The organism is Bacillus sp. FSL L8-0152 (genome assembly GCF_038006365.1).
Classification (GTDB): domain Bacteria; phylum Bacillota; class Bacilli; order Bacillales; family Bacillaceae_G; genus Bacillus_A; species Bacillus_A cereus.
On record NZ_JBBOVB010000001.1, the window covers coordinates 85,001 to 102,524 of the forward strand.

The window sequence follows — 17,524 nt, forward strand, 5'->3', positions numbered from 1 at the left end:
TCCGCTCAGGGTTAGTCAGGACCTAAGCCGAGGCCGACAGGCGTAGGCGATGGACAACAGGTTGATATTCCTGTACCACCTCTTTATCGTTTGAGCAATGGAGGGACGCAGAAGGATAGAAGAAGCGTGCGATTGGTTGTGCACGTCCAAGCAGTTAGGCTGATAAGTAGGCAAATCCGCTTATCGTGAAGGCTGAGCTGTGATGGGGAAGCTCCTTATGGAGCGAAGTCTTTGATTCCCCGCTGCCAAGAAAAGCTTCTAGCGAGATAAAAGGTGCCTGTACCGCAAACCGACACAGGTAGGCGAGGAGAGAATCCTAAGGTGTGCGAGAGAACTCTGGTTAAGGAACTCGGCAAAATGACCCCGTAACTTCGGGAGAAGGGGTGCTTTCTTAACGGAAAGCCGCAGTGAATAGGCCCAAGCGACTGTTTAGCAAAAACACAGCTCTCTGCGAAGCCGTAAGGCGAAGTATAGGGGGTGACACCTGCCCGGTGCTGGAAGGTTAAGGAGAGGGGTTAGCGTAAGCGAAGCTCTGAACTGAAGCCCCAGTAAACGGCGGCCGTAACTATAACGGTCCTAAGGTAGCGAAATTCCTTGTCGGGTAAGTTCCGACCCGCACGAAAGGTGTAACGATTTGGGCACTGTCTCAACCAGAGACTCGGTGAAATTATAGTACCTGTGAAGATGCAGGTTACCCGCGACAGGACGGAAAGACCCCGTGGAGCTTTACTGTAGCCTGATATTGAATTTTGGTACAGTTTGTACAGGATAGGCGGGAGCCATTGAAACCGGAGCGCTAGCTTCGGTGGAGGCGCTGGTGGGATACCGCCCTGACTGTATTGAAATTCTAACCTACGGGTCTTATCGACCCGGGAGACAGTGTCAGGTGGGCAGTTTGACTGGGGCGGTCGCCTCCTAAAGTGTAACGGAGGCGCCCAAAGGTTCCCTCAGAATGGTTGGAAATCATTCGTAGAGTGCAAAGGCATAAGGGAGCTTGACTGCGAGACCTACAAGTCGAGCAGGGACGAAAGTCGGGCTTAGTGATCCGGTGGTTCCGCATGGAAGGGCCATCGCTCAACGGATAAAAGCTACCCCGGGGATAACAGGCTTATCTCCCCCAAGAGTCCACATCGACGGGGAGGTTTGGCACCTCGATGTCGGCTCATCGCATCCTGGGGCTGTAGTCGGTCCCAAGGGTTGGGCTGTTCGCCCATTAAAGCGGTACGCGAGCTGGGTTCAGAACGTCGTGAGACAGTTCGGTCCCTATCCGTCGTGGGCGTAGGAAATTTGAGAGGAGCTGTCCTTAGTACGAGAGGACCGGGATGGACGCACCGCTGGTGTACCAGTTGTTCTGCCAAGGGCATAGCTGGGTAGCTATGTGCGGAAGGGATAAGTGCTGAAAGCATCTAAGCATGAAGCCCCCCTCAAGATGAGATTTCCCATAGCGTAAGCTAGTAAGATCCCTGAAAGATGATCAGGTTGATAGGTTCGAGGTGGAAGCATGGTGACATGTGGAGCTGACGAATACTAATAGATCGAGGACTTAACCATATAATATGAAGCAATGTTATCTAGTTTTGAAAGAATATAAAAAAACTTGTTGACTTTAGAAGTTAAATGAGTTACAATAATTCTTGTCTTAAATGAATACAGTCTGGTAATGATGGCAGAGAGGTCACACCCGTTCCCATACCGAACACGGAAGTTAAGCTCTCTAGCGCCGATGGTAGTTGGGACCTTGTCCCTGTGAGAGTAGGACGTTGCCAGGCAAACGGAGGATTAGCTCAGCTGGGAGAGCACCTGCCTTACAAGCAGGGGGTCGGCGGTTCGATCCCGTCATCCTCCACCATTTAGCCGACTTAGCTCAATTGGTAGAGCAACTGACTTGTAATCAGTAGGTTGGGGGTTCAAGTCCTCTAGTCGGCACCAGTTTTAATTTTGAGAGCCATTAGCTCAGTTGGTAGAGCATCTGACTTTTAATCAGAGGGTCGAAGGTTCGAATCCTTCATGGCTCACCATTTTAATGAAATATGCGGGTGTGGCGGAATTGGCAGACGCACTAGACTTAGGATCTAGCGCCTTTGGCGTGGGGGTTCGACTCCCTTCACCCGCACTTTTAATAAAATATCTCAAACATGTCTTGCGGAAGTAGTTCAGTGGTAGAATACAACCTTGCCAAGGTTGGGGTCGCGGGTTCGAATCCCGTCTTCCGCTCCAATTTTCAATATGACATGCCGGGGTGGCGGAACAGGCAGACGCACAGGACTTAAAATCCTGCGGTGGGTGACCACCGTGCGGGTTCGACCCCCGCCCTCGGCACCATATGCGCCCGTAGCTCAATTGGATAGAGCGTTTGACTACGGATCAAGAGGTTAGGGGTTCGACTCCTCTCGGGCGCGTTTTCTTTCGGGAAGTGGCTCAGCTTGGTAGAGCACCTGGTTTGGGACCAGGGGGTCGCAGGTTCAAATCCTGTCTTCCCGATACTTGTTTGGGGCCTTAGCTCAGCTGGGAGAGCGCCTGCCTTGCACGCAGGAGGTCAGCGGTTCGATCCCGCTAGGCTCCACCATTAGTTCTTTGAAAACTGAACGAAACAAACAACGTGAAACGTCAATTTTTATTTTTTAGATGCTAGACAAACTAACTTTATTGGAGAGTTTGATCCTGGCTCAGGATGAACGCTGGCGGCGTGCCTAATACATGCAAGTCGAGCGAATGGATTGAGAGCTTGCTCTCAAGAAGTTAGCGGCGGACGGGTGAGTAACACGTGGGTAACCTGCCCATAAGACTGGGATAACTCCGGGAAACCGGGGCTAATACCGGATAACATTTTGAACTGCATGGTTCGAAATTGAAAGGCGGCTTCGGCTGTCACTTATGGATGGACCCGCGTCGCATTAGCTAGTTGGTGAGGTAACGGCTCACCAAGGCAACGATGCGTAGCCGACCTGAGAGGGTGATCGGCCACACTGGGACTGAGACACGGCCCAGACTCCTACGGGAGGCAGCAGTAGGGAATCTTCCGCAATGGACGAAAGTCTGACGGAGCAACGCCGCGTGAGTGATGAAGGCTTTCGGGTCGTAAAACTCTGTTGTTAGGGAAGAACAAGTGCTAGTTGAATAAGCTGGCACCTTGACGGTACCTAACCAGAAAGCCACGGCTAACTACGTGCCAGCAGCCGCGGTAATACGTAGGTGGCAAGCGTTATCCGGAATTATTGGGCGTAAAGCGCGCGCAGGTGGTTTCTTAAGTCTGATGTGAAAGCCCACGGCTCAACCGTGGAGGGTCATTGGAAACTGGGAGACTTGAGTGCAGAAGAGGAAAGTGGAATTCCATGTGTAGCGGTGAAATGCGTAGAGATATGGAGGAACACCAGTGGCGAAGGCGACTTTCTGGTCTGTAACTGACACTGAGGCGCGAAAGCGTGGGGAGCAAACAGGATTAGATACCCTGGTAGTCCACGCCGTAAACGATGAGTGCTAAGTGTTAGAGGGTTTCCGCCCTTTAGTGCTGAAGTTAACGCATTAAGCACTCCGCCTGGGGAGTACGGCCGCAAGGCTGAAACTCAAAGGAATTGACGGGGGCCCGCACAAGCGGTGGAGCATGTGGTTTAATTCGAAGCAACGCGAAGAACCTTACCAGGTCTTGACATCCTCTGAAAACCCTAGAGATAGGGCTTCTCCTTCGGGAGCAGAGTGACAGGTGGTGCATGGTTGTCGTCAGCTCGTGTCGTGAGATGTTGGGTTAAGTCCCGCAACGAGCGCAACCCTTGATCTTAGTTGCCATCATTAAGTTGGGCACTCTAAGGTGACTGCCGGTGACAAACCGGAGGAAGGTGGGGATGACGTCAAATCATCATGCCCCTTATGACCTGGGCTACACACGTGCTACAATGGACGGTACAAAGAGCTGCAAGACCGCGAGGTGGAGCTAATCTCATAAAACCGTTCTCAGTTCGGATTGTAGGCTGCAACTCGCCTACATGAAGCTGGAATCGCTAGTAATCGCGGATCAGCATGCCGCGGTGAATACGTTCCCGGGCCTTGTACACACCGCCCGTCACACCACGAGAGTTTGTAACACCCGAAGTCGGTGGGGTAACCTTTTTGGAGCCAGCCGCCTAAGGTGGGACAGATGATTGGGGTGAAGTCGTAACAAGGTAGCCGTATCGGAAGGTGCGGCTGGATCACCTCCTTTCTATGGAGAATTGATGAACGCTGTTCATCAATATAAGTTTCCGTGTTTCGTTTTGTTCAGTTTTGAGAGAACTATCTCTCATATATAAATGTATGTTCTTTGAAAACTAGATAACAGTGTAGCTCATATTTTTTAATTTTTAGTTTGGTTAAGTTAGAAAGGGCGCACGGTGGATGCCTTGACACTAGGAGTCGATGAAGGACGGGACTAACGCCGATATGCTTCGGGGAGCTGTAAGTAAGCTTTGATCCGAAGATTTCCGAATGGGGAAACCCACTATACGTAATGGTATGGTATCCTTACCTGAATACATAGGGTATGGAAGACAGACCCAGGGAACTGAAACATCTAAGTACCTGGAGGAAGAGAAAGCAAATGCGATTTCCTGAGTAGCGGCGAGCGAAACGGAACATAGCCCAAACCAAGAGGCTTGCCTCTTGGGGTTGTAGGACATTCTATACGGAGTTACAAAGGAACGAGGTAGACGAAGCGACCTGGAAAGGTCCGTCGTAGAGGGTAACAACCCCGTAGTCGAAACTTCGTTCTCTCTTGAATGTATCCTGAGTACGGCGGAACACGTGAAATTCCGTCGGAATCTGGGAGGACCATCTCCCAAGGCTAAATACTCCCTAGTGATCGATAGTGAACCAGTACCGTGAGGGAAAGGTGAAAAGCACCCCGGAAGGGGAGTGAAAGAGATCCTGAAACCGTGTGCCTACAAATAGTCAGAGCCCGTTAATGGGTGATGGCGTGCCTTTTGTAGAATGAACCGGCGAGTTACGATCCCGTGCGAGGTTAAGCTGAAGAGGCGGAGCCGCAGCGAAAGCGAGTCTGAATAGGGCGTTTAGTACGTGGTCGTAGACCCGAAACCAGGTGATCTACCCATGTCCAGGGTGAAGTTCAGGTAACACTGAATGGAGGCCCGAACCCACGCACGTTGAAAAGTGCGGGGATGAGGTGTGGGTAGCGGAGAAATTCCAATCGAACCTGGAGATAGCTGGTTCTCCCCGAAATAGCTTTAGGGCTAGCCTTAAGTGTAAGAGTCTTGGAGGTAGAGCACTGATTGAACTAGGGGTCCTCATCGGATTACCGAATTCAGTCAAACTCCGAATGCCAATGACTTATCCTTAGGAGTCAGACTGCGAGTGATAAGATCCGTAGTCAAGAGGGAAACAGCCCAGATCGCCAGCTAAGGTCCCAAAGTGTGTATTAAGTGGAAAAGGATGTGGAGTTGCTTAGACAACTAGGATGTTGGCTTAGAAGCAGCCACCATTTAAAGAGTGCGTAATAGCTCACTAGTCGAGTGACTCTGCGCCGAAAATGTACCGGGGCTAAATACACCACCGAAGCTGCGAATTGATACCAATGGTATCAGTGGTAGGGGAGCGTTCTAAGTGCAGTGAAGTCAGACCGGAAGGACTGGTGGAGCGCTTAGAAGTGAGAATGCCGGTATGAGTAGCGAAAGACGGGTGAGAATCCCGTCCACCGAATGCCTAAGGTTTCCTGAGGAAGGCTCGTCCGCTCAGGGTTAGTCAGGACCTAAGCCGAGGCCGACAGGCGTAGGCGATGGACAACAGGTTGATATTCCTGTACCACCTCTTTATCGTTTGAGCAATGGAGGGACGCAGAAGGATAGAAGAAGCGTGCGATTGGTTGTGCACGTCCAAGCAGTTAGGCTGATAAGTAGGCAAATCCGCTTATCGTGAAGGCTGAGCTGTGATGGGGAAGCTCCTTATGGAGCGAAGTCTTTGATTCCCCGCTGCCAAGAAAAGCTTCTAGCGAGATAAAAGGTGCCTGTACCGCAAACCGACACAGGTAGGCGAGGAGAGAATCCTAAGGTGTGCGAGAGAACTCTGGTTAAGGAACTCGGCAAAATGACCCCGTAACTTCGGGAGAAGGGGTGCTTTCTTAACGGAAAGCCGCAGTGAATAGGCCCAAGCGACTGTTTAGCAAAAACACAGCTCTCTGCGAAGCCGTAAGGCGAAGTATAGGGGGTGACACCTGCCCGGTGCTGGAAGGTTAAGGAGAGGGGTTAGCGTAAGCGAAGCTCTGAACTGAAGCCCCAGTAAACGGCGGCCGTAACTATAACGGTCCTAAGGTAGCGAAATTCCTTGTCGGGTAAGTTCCGACCCGCACGAAAGGTGTAACGATTTGGGCACTGTCTCAACCAGAGACTCGGTGAAATTATAGTACCTGTGAAGATGCAGGTTACCCGCGACAGGACGGAAAGACCCCGTGGAGCTTTACTGTAGCCTGATATTGAATTTTGGTACAGTTTGTACAGGATAGGCGGGAGCCATTGAAACCGGAGCGCTAGCTTCGGTGGAGGCGCTGGTGGGATACCGCCCTGACTGTATTGAAATTCTAACCTACGGGTCTTATCGACCCGGGAGACAGTGTCAGGTGGGCAGTTTGACTGGGGCGGTCGCCTCCTAAAGTGTAACGGAGGCGCCCAAAGGTTCCCTCAGAATGGTTGGAAATCATTCGTAGAGTGCAAAGGCATAAGGGAGCTTGACTGCGAGACCTACAAGTCGAGCAGGGACGAAAGTCGGGCTTAGTGATCCGGTGGTTCCGCATGGAAGGGCCATCGCTCAACGGATAAAAGCTACCCCGGGGATAACAGGCTTATCTCCCCCAAGAGTCCACATCGACGGGGAGGTTTGGCACCTCGATGTCGGCTCATCGCATCCTGGGGCTGTAGTCGGTCCCAAGGGTTGGGCTGTTCGCCCATTAAAGCGGTACGCGAGCTGGGTTCAGAACGTCGTGAGACAGTTCGGTCCCTATCCGTCGTGGGCGTAGGAAATTTGAGAGGAGCTGTCCTTAGTACGAGAGGACCGGGATGGACGCACCGCTGGTGTACCAGTTGTTCTGCCAAGGGCATAGCTGGGTAGCTATGTGCGGAAGGGATAAGTGCTGAAAGCATCTAAGCATGAAGCCCCCCTCAAGATGAGATTTCCCATAGCGTAAGCTAGTAAGATCCCTGAAAGATGATCAGGTTGATAGGTTCGAGGTGGAAGCATGGTGACATGTGGAGCTGACGAATACTAATAGATCGAGGACTTAACCATATAATATGTAGCAAATGTTATCTAGTTTTGAAGGAATATGCCTTCATAGTTTGGTGATGATGGCAGAGAGGTCACACCCGTTCCCATACCGAACACGGAAGTTAAGCTCTCTAGCGCCGATGGTAGTTGGGACCTTGTCCCTGTGAGAGTAGGACGTCGCCAAGCAACTAAAACACGAGTCAAATGACTCGTGTTTTTTCGTGTTTTATTTTATAATCCATAGTAATAAAAAATGTGTTTAAAGTATTCATATTTTGTTTAAATACAAGGGAATGTGGCTAGGATAGTGAATAAGCAAAAGAGTTGCAAATTTTATTAATACGTATATAATTAAAGTCAAAGATAGTCAAAGTCAATAAAGGTGGCGGATAAATGAGAAATATATCTGATATCATTGAGCAATATCTAAAGCAAGTTATTGACTTAAGTAATAATAATGTGATTGAAATCAAGAGAAATGAGATTGCGGATCGATTCGAGTGCGTACCATCTCAAATCAATTATGTAATCAATACCCGTTTTACGTTAGAAAGAGGATTTGTAGTAGAAAGTAAACGTGGTGGAGGAGGTTACATTCGCATTATAAAAGTCAAACTGCATGATGATATAGACATTATTGATCAAATGCTTCATATGATTGATCATAGCGTTGCGCAAGGGAATGCAGAAAGTATGATTATACGTTTAATAGAAGAGGGAATCATAACAAATCGTGAAGCGAAACTGATGTTAAGTGTAATAGACCGTTCTGTATTATCAATGGATGTTCCTTCTCGAGATGAACTTAGGGCTCGAATATTATGCGCAATGTTAAGAACACTGAAATATAAATAAATATAACTTTTGTAAAAGATTGATAACTAAGATAAAGCAGTTAAATATTGTAGAAGTTTTGAAAAAGAACATGCACTTTTATTTAAATGGATTCAGGAAAGCGAACAATCTAGTAATGTATGAAAAGTATCATGAGATAGAGCGTTCCTGTTGTAAAGGTGGGGATAGTGATGACTTGTCAAAACTGTAACATAAGACCAGCAACTTTACATTATACAAAAGTAATTAACGAGAAGAAGGCGGAAGTTCATCTTTGTGAGCAATGTGCAGAGCAAAGTGGCTATACGTCTTTCTTTCAATCATCGCAGTCTAACTTTTCATTTCATGATTTATTTGCTGGTTTATTACACGGTGAATCAACAATGTTTGAAGAAGGAAAAAATGGATTTTCAAATGCAGATATAGTAAGGTGTCCAGATTGTAAGATGACATATGAACAATTTACAAAAGTCGGACGTTTTGGCTGTTCTTCTTGTTACGATACATTTAAGGAGCATTTAAAGCCATTATTAAAACGCCTTCACGGTGGGCATACAGAACATTGTGGAAAAATTCCGGAACGTATAGAAGGAAATATCCACTTAAAGAAAGAATTAGATGAACTAAAACTTATTCTGAAACAATACGTACAGAAAGAGGAATTTGAGAAAGCTGCAGAGGTAAGGGATAAAATCCGAGGTCTTGAAATACAGCTTAGTGAGCATAGGGAGGGGGAATAATTCTATGTCACTGGACAAAATTATGAACGAAGCAATTAGTCCATGGATGAAGGGGGATGGCCCTGATTCTGATATTGTTTTAAGTAGTCGAATTCGTTTGGCTCGTAATTTTAAACAATATCAATTTTCCACTATGCAAAACGAAGAAGAAGCTAAACAGATTCATGAATTATTCAAAAAGAAATTTATAAATAAAGCAGTAGGGTCCTTTGGGGAGTTTGGACTATTAAAGATGAATGAATTAACCCCTCTTCAAAGGAGAGTTTTAGTCGAAAAGCATTTAATTAGTCCAAATCTTGCAGGGACAGAATATGGAGCATGTCTACTATCAGAAAGTGAACATATTAGTGTTATGCTTAATGAAGAAGACCATATTCGGATTCAGTGCCTATTTTCAGGATTACAGTTATCAGAGGCGCTTCAAAGCGCCAATCAAATAGATAATTGGATTGAGAAAGAAGTTGAATACGCTTTTGATGAGTCACTTGGATATATTACAAGTTGTCCTACTAATGTTGGCACAGGGTTAAGAGCTTCTGTGATGATTCATTTACCGGGACTGGTTTTAACAAAAAGAATTAGCCGTATTATACAAGTAATTCAAAAATTAGGGTTAGTAGTAAGAGGAATATACGGTGAAGGTAGCGAAGCGTTAGGTAATATATTTCAAGTTTCAAATCAAATGACGCTAGGAAAGTCTGAAGAAGATATTATTGCAGATTTAAAGAGTGTCATTCAACAAATTATACAGCAAGAAAAAATAGCTAGAGAATTAATTGTACAAAATTCAAGTATTGAACTTGAAGATAAGGTTTATCGTTCTTACGGCATACTAGCAAACAGTCGTTTAATTCAATCTGCAGAAGCAGCCAATTGCTTATCGGATGTACGACTTGGTATTGATCTAGGATATATAAAAGGTATATCGAGAAATATTTTGACTGAGCTAATGGTTCTTACGCAACCAGGTATTTTACAACAATACGCAGGTGGACCTTTAGGGCCAGAAGAAAGAGATTATCGAAGAGCAACCTTAATCCGTGAGCGATTACGTATTGAAAAAAACTAAGCGCAAGTAGGAGGCGATTTCTATGATGTTTGGAAGATTTACAGAAAGAGCACAGAAAGTATTAGCTTTATCTCAAGAGGAAGCAATTCGTATTGGGCATAATAATATTGGAACAGAACATATTTTACTTGGGCTTGTACGCGAAGGTGAAGGAATTGCAGCAAAAGCATTAATTGCTCTTGGATTAAGTCCAGAGAAAGTTCAAAAAGAAGTAGAGGCGTTAATTGGGCGTGGAACAGAAGCTTCTCAAACTGTACATTATACACCTCGTGCTAAAAAGGTTATTGAATTATCTATGGATGAAGCGCGTAAGCTAGGCCATTCTTACGTTGGAACAGAACACATTTTACTCGGTTTAATCCGTGAAGGTGAAGGTGTAGCCGCACGTGTTTTAAATAATTTAGGTGTAAGTCTAAATAAAGCAAGACAACAAGTCTTACAACTTCTTGGAAGTAATGAAGCTAGTTCAGGTCATCAAGGTGGTTCAGCATCAAATGCAAATACACCGACACTTGATAGTTTAGCAAGGGACTTAACAGTTGTTGCGCGTGAAAATCGCTTAGACCCTGTTATTGGACGTGGTAAAGAAATTCAACGTGTAATTGAGGTATTAAGCCGTAGAACGAAAAACAACCCAGTATTAATTGGTGAGCCTGGTGTAGGTAAAACGGCAATTGCAGAAGGATTAGCACAGCAAATTGTAAATAATGAAGTTCCTGAAACTTTAAGAGATAAGCGTGTTATGACACTAGATATGGGTACAGTGGTAGCTGGAACGAAATATCGCGGTGAATTTGAAGATCGTTTAAAGAAAGTGATGGATGAAATTCGCCAAGCAGGCAATATTATTCTATTTATTGATGAGCTTCATACATTAATTGGTGCAGGTGGAGCAGAAGGTGCAATCGATGCATCGAATATTTTAAAACCATCTTTAGCACGAGGAGAGTTACAATGTATTGGGGCAACAACTTTAGATGAGTATCGTAAATATATTGAAAAAGACGCGGCTTTAGAAAGACGTTTTCAACCAATTCATGTTGATGAGCCAAGTTTAGAAGAATCGATTCAAATCTTGAAAGGTTTACGTGATCGTTATGAGGCGCATCACCGTGTATCTATTACAGATGACGCTATTGATGCAGCTGTAAAACTTTCAGATCGTTATATTACAGATCGCTTTTTACCAGATAAAGCAATTGATTTAATTGATGAAGCTGCTTCAAAAGTTCGCTTACGTTCTTATACAACACCACCAAACTTAAAAGAGCTTGAAGTGAAGCTTGAGGAGATTCGAAAAGAAAAAGATGCAGCTGTACAAAGTCAAGAATTTGAAAAGGCTGCATCCTTACGTGATATGGAGCAACGCTTACGTGAGAAGTTAGAAGATACAAAACGTCAATGGAAAGAGCAACAAGGAAAAGAAAATTCAGAGGTTACGGTAGAAGATATTGCAAATGTCGTTTCTACATGGACGCGTATCCCAGTTTCTAAACTTGCACAAACAGAGACTGATAAATTATTAAATTTAGAATCCATTCTCCATGATCGTTTGATTGGTCAAGATGAAGCAGTAGTAGCTGTAGCAAAAGCTGTTCGTCGTGCAAGAGCAGGATTAAAAGATCCGAAGCGCCCAATTGGTTCATTTATTTTCTTAGGGCCAACAGGTGTAGGTAAAACAGAACTTGCAAGAGCACTAGCAGAATCTATGTTCGGTGATGAAGATGCAATGATTCGCATCGATATGTCAGAATACATGGAGAAGCATTCTACTTCCCGTTTAGTTGGTTCTCCTCCAGGATATGTTGGATATGAAGAAGGTGGACAATTAACAGAGAAAGTTCGTCGCAAGCCATATTCAGTTGTCTTATTAGATGAGGTAGAGAAAGCTCATCCGGATGTGTTTAATATTTTACTACAAGTATTAGAAGATGGTCGTTTAACAGATTCTAAAGGACGTACAGTTGATTTCCGTAATACGATTGTTATTATGACGTCTAACGTTGGTGCCGAGGCGTTAAAACGTAACAAACATCTTGGATTTAATGTACAAGATGAAAGCCGTGATTATTCGGATATGAAAGGTAAAGTAATGGATGAGCTGAAAAAGGCATTTCGTCCAGAATTCTTAAACCGTATTGATGAAATTATCGTATTCCATATGCTTGAGAAAAAACATATTCAAGAGATTGTAACTCTTATGGTAAATCAGTTAGTTAATCGCTTAAAAGAACAAGAAATCGAATTGCACTTAACGGAAGGGGCAATTTCAGCTATTGCAGATAAAGGATTTGATCGTGAGTATGGCGCTCGTCCACTTCGCAGAGCAATTCAGAAACATGTAGAAGATAGACTATCAGAAGAACTTTTAAAAGGTGCTATTGAGAAAGGACAAAAAGTTATCTTTGATGTAGAAGGAGAATCATTTGTCATTCATAGTGCGGAAAAGGTAAAATAAGTATAGACAAACAAAGAGGGCTACGCGATAGCCCTCTTTCTTGTACGAGAAGGATAAACGTTTATAGACGAAAGTGAAGTGAACTATAAAAAGGTATGGCTAAAAAGAAAACGAAATTTATATGTCAAGAATGTGGTTATCAGTCACCAAAATATATGGGTAAATGTCCTGGATGTGGTCAATGGAATACACTTGTTGAAGAAATGGAGCCAGTTGTATCATCTAGGCGCCTTAATTACGCGAATGCAATTCAAACGGAAGTAACAAAACCAAGACGTCTTACCGAAGTAGAAACAAAGTCTGAGGCACGTATTGAAACGGAATTTCAAGAGTTTAATCGTGTGCTTGGTGGTGGAATTGTAGATGGGTCCTTAGTGCTTATTGGTGGAGACCCTGGGATTGGAAAATCAACATTACTATTACAGATTTCATCACAATTAGCAGATTCTTCATATGATGTATTATACATATCGGGTGAGGAGTCGGCAAAACAGATTAAACTTCGTGCAGATCGTTTGCATGTAAAGGGTAGCAATCTATTTGTTGTAGCAGAGACAGACCTGCAGCGTATTGCAGCACATATTGAAGAGATGAATCCAGCTTTTGTTGTTATTGATTCTATTCAAACGATACATTTACCTGAAGTGACGTCAGCACCAGGAAGTGTGGCACAAGTACGTGAATGTACAGCGGAATTAATGAAACTTGCAAAAACAAAAGGAATCCCTATTTTCATTGTCGGGCATGTGACAAAAGAAGGAGCAATTGCAGGACCTCGTATGTTAGAACATATGGTCGATGCAGTTCTTTATTTTGAAGGAGATCGACACCATACGTATCGTATTTTACGGGCTGTGAAGAACCGTTTTGGTTCCACGAATGAAATGGGTATCTTTGAAATGAAAGAGCTTGGTCTTGCGGAAGTTTTAAATCCTTCTGAAATCTTCCTTGAGGAAAGGCCGGTTGGTGTTGCAGGATCAACAGTAGTTGCTTCAATGGAAGGAACAAGACCGGTTTTAGTAGAAATACAAGCATTAATCTCCCCTACTAGTTTTGGAAATCCTCGAAGAATGGCGACGGGAATTGATCATAACCGTGTTTCGCTTATTATGGCAGTATTAGAAAAAAGAACAGGTTTACTATTGCAAAATCAAGATGCATATTTAAAAGTAGCTGGTGGTTTGAAATTAGACGAACCGGCAATTGATTTAGCAGTGGCTTTAAGTATAGCCTCAAGTTTTAGGGATAAATCTACGGCACCAACTGATGCAGTAATAGGAGAAGTAGGATTAACTGGAGAAATAAGAAGAGTATCAAGAATCGAACAACGTGTACAAGAAGCGGCTAAATTAGGATTTCAACGTGTTATTATTCCTAGAAAAAACTTAGGAGGATGGACAATTCCGGATGGGATTGAGGTTGTAGGTGTTTCTAATTTAGGAGAAGCGCTTCGTTTGACATTAGGAGGCTAGGCTATGGAAGAAAATAAGCAACGTGTCAAAAGTATGATTAATATTTTACAGCTCGTGGCCCCAGGAACACCACTGCGTGAAGGGATAGATAATGTACTTCGCGCACAAACAGGGGGGCTAATTGTTCTTGGATATAATGAGCAGATTAAAAGTATTGTGGATGGTGGTTTTCACATTAATTGTGCATTCTCTCCTGCTAGTTTATATGAATTAGCAAAAATGGACGGGGCACTTATTTTAAATGAAACGGGAAGTAAAATTTTAATAGCGAATGCACAGTTAGTTCCAGAGGCATCTATTGATTCTATTGAAACCGGTATGCGTCACCGAACAGCAGAACGTGTAGCGAAGCAGACGGGCAGCCTTGTTGTGGCCATTTCACAAAGACGTAACGTAATTACGCTATATCAAGGGAACTTACGTTATACACTAAAAGATATAGGGGTTATTTTAACAAAGGCAAACCAAGCTATTCAAACGTTAGAAAAATATAAGGCTGTATGGAATGATGGTATTACGAATTTGGGCATTCTAGAATTTGAAGAGGTCGTTACAATGTCTGAGGTAGTTCACGTTTTACATAGTGTTGAAATGGTACTGCGTATTAAAAATGAAATATTGAGCTATATTCATGAGTTAGGAACAGAAGGTAGGTTAATTCGTTTACAGCTTACAGAATTACTAGCTGATTTAGAAGCAGAGGCAGCATTGTTAATTAAAGATTACCATCAGGAGAAAACACAAGACCATCATCAAATTTTGAAAAAGTTACAGGACCTTGCAAATACACAACTTTTAGAGGATAGTGATTTAGTTAAATTACTTGGTTACCCAGGGCAAACCAGTTTAGAAGAAAGTGTGACGCCAAGGGGATATCGAATTACAAGCAAAATCTCTCGTGTTCCGCCACTTATCATTGAAAATTTAATTAATCGATTCAAAACGTTGCAAGGAGTTTGTCGCGCGACTATTCATGAATTGGATGATGTGGAAGGAATTGGGGAAGTAAGGGCGAAGAAAATACGAGAAGGCCTAAAAAGAATTCAAGAGCATCTATATATGAGTAGACACAATTAAGAATATTACATTGATTCCATAATATAACGACACTAGAACATTTTTGGTATATGATATGATATATTGGTAAATAAAACTATTTATAAAAAAACACGTCCGCTTTTGCATTCGGCGTTTTGATTAGCGAAACAATGGTTAATAATGAGTAGGAGGTGGTTGGATGTTAAAACGGATCGTACAGCTCTTCTTTCTAGTGATCGGGGGAGCGTTAGGGATTTACTTAATCCCAAAAGTTATTAATGTATTAGACATCGGTGCTGTTCCTTTATTGGAAGGATCGTATGTTCGTGCGATTATTGGTGCAATTATTTTATTTTTAACAACATTTTGGCTTGTAGATTATATTGTTCAACTTATTAAGCATATTGAAGAGGCTCTTGTAAAGGCGCCTGTAGCAGATGTTTTATTTGGTACATTAGGATTGATCTCTGGTCTTATTGTTGCATATTTAATTTTAATACCGATTCGTGAATTTACAATTCCGGTTATTAGTACGGTATTGCAAGTGTTCTTCACTCTTTTACTTGGATATTTAGGATTCCAAGTAGGATTTAAAAAGAGGAATGAATTGCTAGGATTATTTACATTACCCCAACGCGGAGGTAAGAAGAAAAATAATAACGAGAACGAAGAGGCAGAAGCAGAAAAATCTACGACTCATTGGAAAATTCTCGATACGAGTGTAATTATCGATGGACGTATTGCTGACATTTGCCAAACGAAGTTTTTGGAAGGAACAATTGTGATTCCACAATTCGTATTAGAAGAGCTTCAGCATATTGCCGATTCTTCCGATGCTTTAAAGCGTAATCGTGGTCGCAGAGGACTAGACATTTTAAATCGTATTCAAAAAGAGATGCCGATTCCGGTAGAAATTTATGAAGGCGATTTCGAGGATATCCAAGAGGTGGATAGCAAACTTGTAAAGTTAGCAAAAATCACCGGTGGAACTGTAGTAACGAATGATTTTAACTTAAATAAAGTTTCTGAATTACAAGGAGTAACAGTGTTAAACATTAATGATTTAGCTAATGCAATTAAACCAGTTGTACTCCCTGGCGAAGAATTAAATGTTTATGTTGTGAAAGATGGTAAAGAGCAAAACCAAGGTGTTGCGTACTTAGATGATGGTACGATGATTGTAGTAGAAGATGGTAGAGAGTATGTAGGTTCGCAACTTAATGTACTGGTTACTAGCGTATTACAAACATCAGCTGGTCGTATGATTTTCGCAAAACGTAAATTATTAGAAAAAGCATTATAGGTAGAGGATTATTAATATGTATACATTAATTATTCCGGCAGCCGGCCAAGGAAAGCGGATGGGTGCTGGCAAAAATAAGTTGTTCTTACTTATAAATGAAGTACCGATTATCGTTCATACATTACGTGCTTTTGAAAGAGATAAAGCGTGCAAAAGTATTGTTATGGCAATTAACGAAGAGGAACGCCCGTATTTTGAAGAATTAATGCAGAAGTATCCGATTGAAAAACAGGTACAATTTATTCAGGGTGGAGCCGAAAGACAAGATAGTGTATATAACGCGATTCAGCATGCGAGTGGTGTTGAATACGTTCTTGTACATGACGGAGCGCGCCCATTCGTAACGAATAAAGTGATTCAAGATGTATTAACAGCAGCAGAAAAATATGGAGCTTCCATTTGTGCAGTGCCAGTAAAGGATACAGTTAAGAAGGTAGAGCAAGGTGTTGTTGTCGAAACGGTAGAACGATCTCAGCTTAAGGCTGTACAAACACCGCAAGGGTTCTCTGTTTCTCTTTTGCTAGAAGCTCATAGAAGTGCAAAACAGAGCTGTTTTCTTGGTACAGATGATGCAAGTCTCGTGGAACGTATTGGAAAGCAAGTAGGTGTAGTAGAAGGGAGTTACTATAATATTAAAGTGACGACTCCAGAGGATTTACTAATTGCTGAAAGTTTCCTTCATGTTCTGAAAAAATAGCCGTGATGGTGTATAACAAAGGAAAGCTCGGCAATGGCCGGGCTTTTCTTTGTAAGGATATCGATATAATATAGAGTCATAAAGCTCAGTGGTTTAGCTCAAGGAGGATGTAAAGAATGTTTCGAATTGGACAAGGTTTTGACGTGCATGAATTTGCAGAAGGTAGACCGTTAATTATTGGCGGAATTACAATTCCACACGAGAAAGGATTAATCGGCCATTCAGATGCAGATGTATTGTTACATACGATTGCTGATGCATGTTTAGGTGCCATTGCAGCAGGAGATATCGGAAAGCATTTTCCTGATACAGACCCAGCTTTTAAAGATGCAGATTCAGCTGTATTGTTGCAAAAAGTTTGGGAATTTGTGCGTGAACAAGGTTACGAGTTAGGGAATTTAGATTGTACAATTATTGCTCAAAAGCCAAAAATGGCACCGCATATTGAAAGTATGCGTAAACGTATTAGTGAACTGTTAGAAACGTCTATAGATAACATTAATGTAAAGGCAACTACAACAGAAAAATTAGGATTTACAGGTAGGGAAGAAGGAATTGCTTCTCAAGCAGTGGTATTATTACAGAAAAAATAATGGTTTTTAATTCGTAAGATGGATAATCACATTTTTTTGTTGTACAATTATAGAATGTGTAGACATTAAGAATGGAAG

The 17,524-nt window shown here is 43.0% G+C and carries 9 protein-coding genes, 9 tRNA genes and 5 rRNA genes (1 of these 23 only partly in view); all 23 read left to right on the forward strand.

The features are described 5' to 3' along the window. A 23S ribosomal RNA gene (locus MHH27_RS00440) occupies positions 1-1,551 on the forward strand (it extends 1,371 nt beyond the left edge of the window). A 102-nt stretch (positions 1,552-1,653) separates the two neighbouring features. After that, positions 1,654-1,769, forward strand: a 5S ribosomal RNA gene (rrf, locus tag MHH27_RS00445). A gap of 4 nt (positions 1,770-1,773) precedes the next feature. Next, a tRNA-Val gene (locus MHH27_RS00450) sits at positions 1,774-1,849 on the forward strand. A 4-nt stretch (positions 1,850-1,853) separates the two neighbouring features. After that, positions 1,854-1,929, forward strand: a tRNA-Thr gene (locus tag MHH27_RS00455). Positions 1,930-1,942: 13 nt separating this feature from the next. Continuing rightward, positions 1,943-2,018: transfer RNA gene (locus MHH27_RS00460), tRNA-Lys, on the forward strand. A 14-nt stretch (positions 2,019-2,032) separates the two neighbouring features. After that, a tRNA-Leu gene (locus MHH27_RS00465) sits at positions 2,033-2,113 on the forward strand. A gap of 29 nt (positions 2,114-2,142) precedes the next feature. After that, positions 2,143-2,217 (forward strand) — tRNA-Gly (locus MHH27_RS00470). A gap of 16 nt (positions 2,218-2,233) precedes the next feature. Continuing rightward, a tRNA-Leu gene (locus MHH27_RS00475) sits at positions 2,234-2,322 on the forward strand. Between the two features lie 3 nt (positions 2,323-2,325). Then, a tRNA-Arg gene (locus tag MHH27_RS00480) sits at positions 2,326-2,399 on the forward strand. Positions 2,400-2,407: 8 nt separating this feature from the next. Further along, a tRNA-Pro gene (locus tag MHH27_RS00485) sits at positions 2,408-2,481 on the forward strand. 9 nt (positions 2,482-2,490) lie between these two features. Further along, positions 2,491-2,566: transfer RNA gene (locus MHH27_RS00490), tRNA-Ala, on the forward strand. A gap of 77 nt (positions 2,567-2,643) precedes the next feature. Continuing rightward, positions 2,644-4,195, forward strand: a 16S ribosomal RNA gene (locus MHH27_RS00495). A gap of 146 nt (positions 4,196-4,341) precedes the next feature. After that, a 23S ribosomal RNA gene (locus tag MHH27_RS00500) occupies positions 4,342-7,263 on the forward strand. Between the two features lie 49 nt (positions 7,264-7,312). Continuing rightward, positions 7,313-7,428, forward strand: a 5S ribosomal RNA gene (rrf, locus tag MHH27_RS00505). Together the 16S, 23S and 5S rRNA genes with 9 tRNA genes alongside form the textbook arrangement of a ribosomal RNA operon. A 207-nt stretch (positions 7,429-7,635) precedes the next feature. Next, positions 7,636-8,097 carry a transcriptional regulator CtsR gene (gene ctsR / locus MHH27_RS00510; protein WP_001244560.1) on the forward strand — a complete coding sequence of 154 codons (462 nt, stop codon included), beginning with the start codon at positions 7,636-7,638 and terminating at the stop codon, positions 8,095-8,097. A gap of 170 nt (positions 8,098-8,267) precedes the next feature. Then, entirely contained in the window at positions 8,268-8,816 is a 549-nt protein-coding gene (locus MHH27_RS00515) for a UvrB/UvrC motif-containing protein (RefSeq protein ID WP_000128385.1), read from the forward strand. Positions 8,817-8,820: 4 nt separating this feature from the next. Next, positions 8,821-9,885, forward strand: a complete 1,065-nt coding sequence (locus tag MHH27_RS00520) for a protein arginine kinase (RefSeq protein ID WP_000050836.1) — start codon at positions 8,821-8,823, stop codon at positions 9,883-9,885. A gap of 22 nt (positions 9,886-9,907) precedes the next feature. Then, the gene (gene clpC / locus MHH27_RS00525) at positions 9,908-12,343 is read left to right on the forward strand and encodes an ATP-dependent protease ATP-binding subunit ClpC (protein ID WP_000971170.1); all 2,436 of its coding nucleotides are present in this window, start codon (positions 9,908-9,910) and stop codon (positions 12,341-12,343) included. 95 nt (positions 12,344-12,438) lie between these two features. After that, positions 12,439-13,815, forward strand: coding sequence for a DNA repair protein RadA (gene radA / locus MHH27_RS00530; RefSeq protein ID WP_001085199.1), 1,377 nt, complete (start codon positions 12,439-12,441; stop codon positions 13,813-13,815). 3 nt (positions 13,816-13,818) lie between these two features. After that, positions 13,819-14,892, forward strand: coding sequence for a DNA integrity scanning diadenylate cyclase DisA (gene disA / locus MHH27_RS00535; RefSeq protein WP_000392164.1), 1,074 nt, complete (start codon positions 13,819-13,821; stop codon positions 14,890-14,892). 160 nt (positions 14,893-15,052) lie between these two features. Then, a complete protein-coding gene (locus MHH27_RS00540) occupies positions 15,053-16,156 on the forward strand; it encodes a PIN/TRAM domain-containing protein (RefSeq protein WP_000919679.1) in 1,104 nt (367 codons plus the stop codon). Positions 16,157-16,172: 16 nt separating this feature from the next. After that, positions 16,173-16,853, forward strand: a complete 681-nt coding sequence (gene ispD / locus MHH27_RS00545) for a 2-C-methyl-D-erythritol 4-phosphate cytidylyltransferase (RefSeq protein WP_053565450.1) — start codon at positions 16,173-16,175, stop codon at positions 16,851-16,853. 116 nt (positions 16,854-16,969) lie between these two features. Next, the gene (gene ispF / locus MHH27_RS00550; protein WP_000488386.1) at positions 16,970-17,446 is read left to right on the forward strand and encodes a 2-C-methyl-D-erythritol 2,4-cyclodiphosphate synthase; all 477 of its coding nucleotides are present in this window, start codon (positions 16,970-16,972) and stop codon (positions 17,444-17,446) included. The last annotated feature ends 78 nt before the right edge of the window (positions 17,447-17,524 follow it).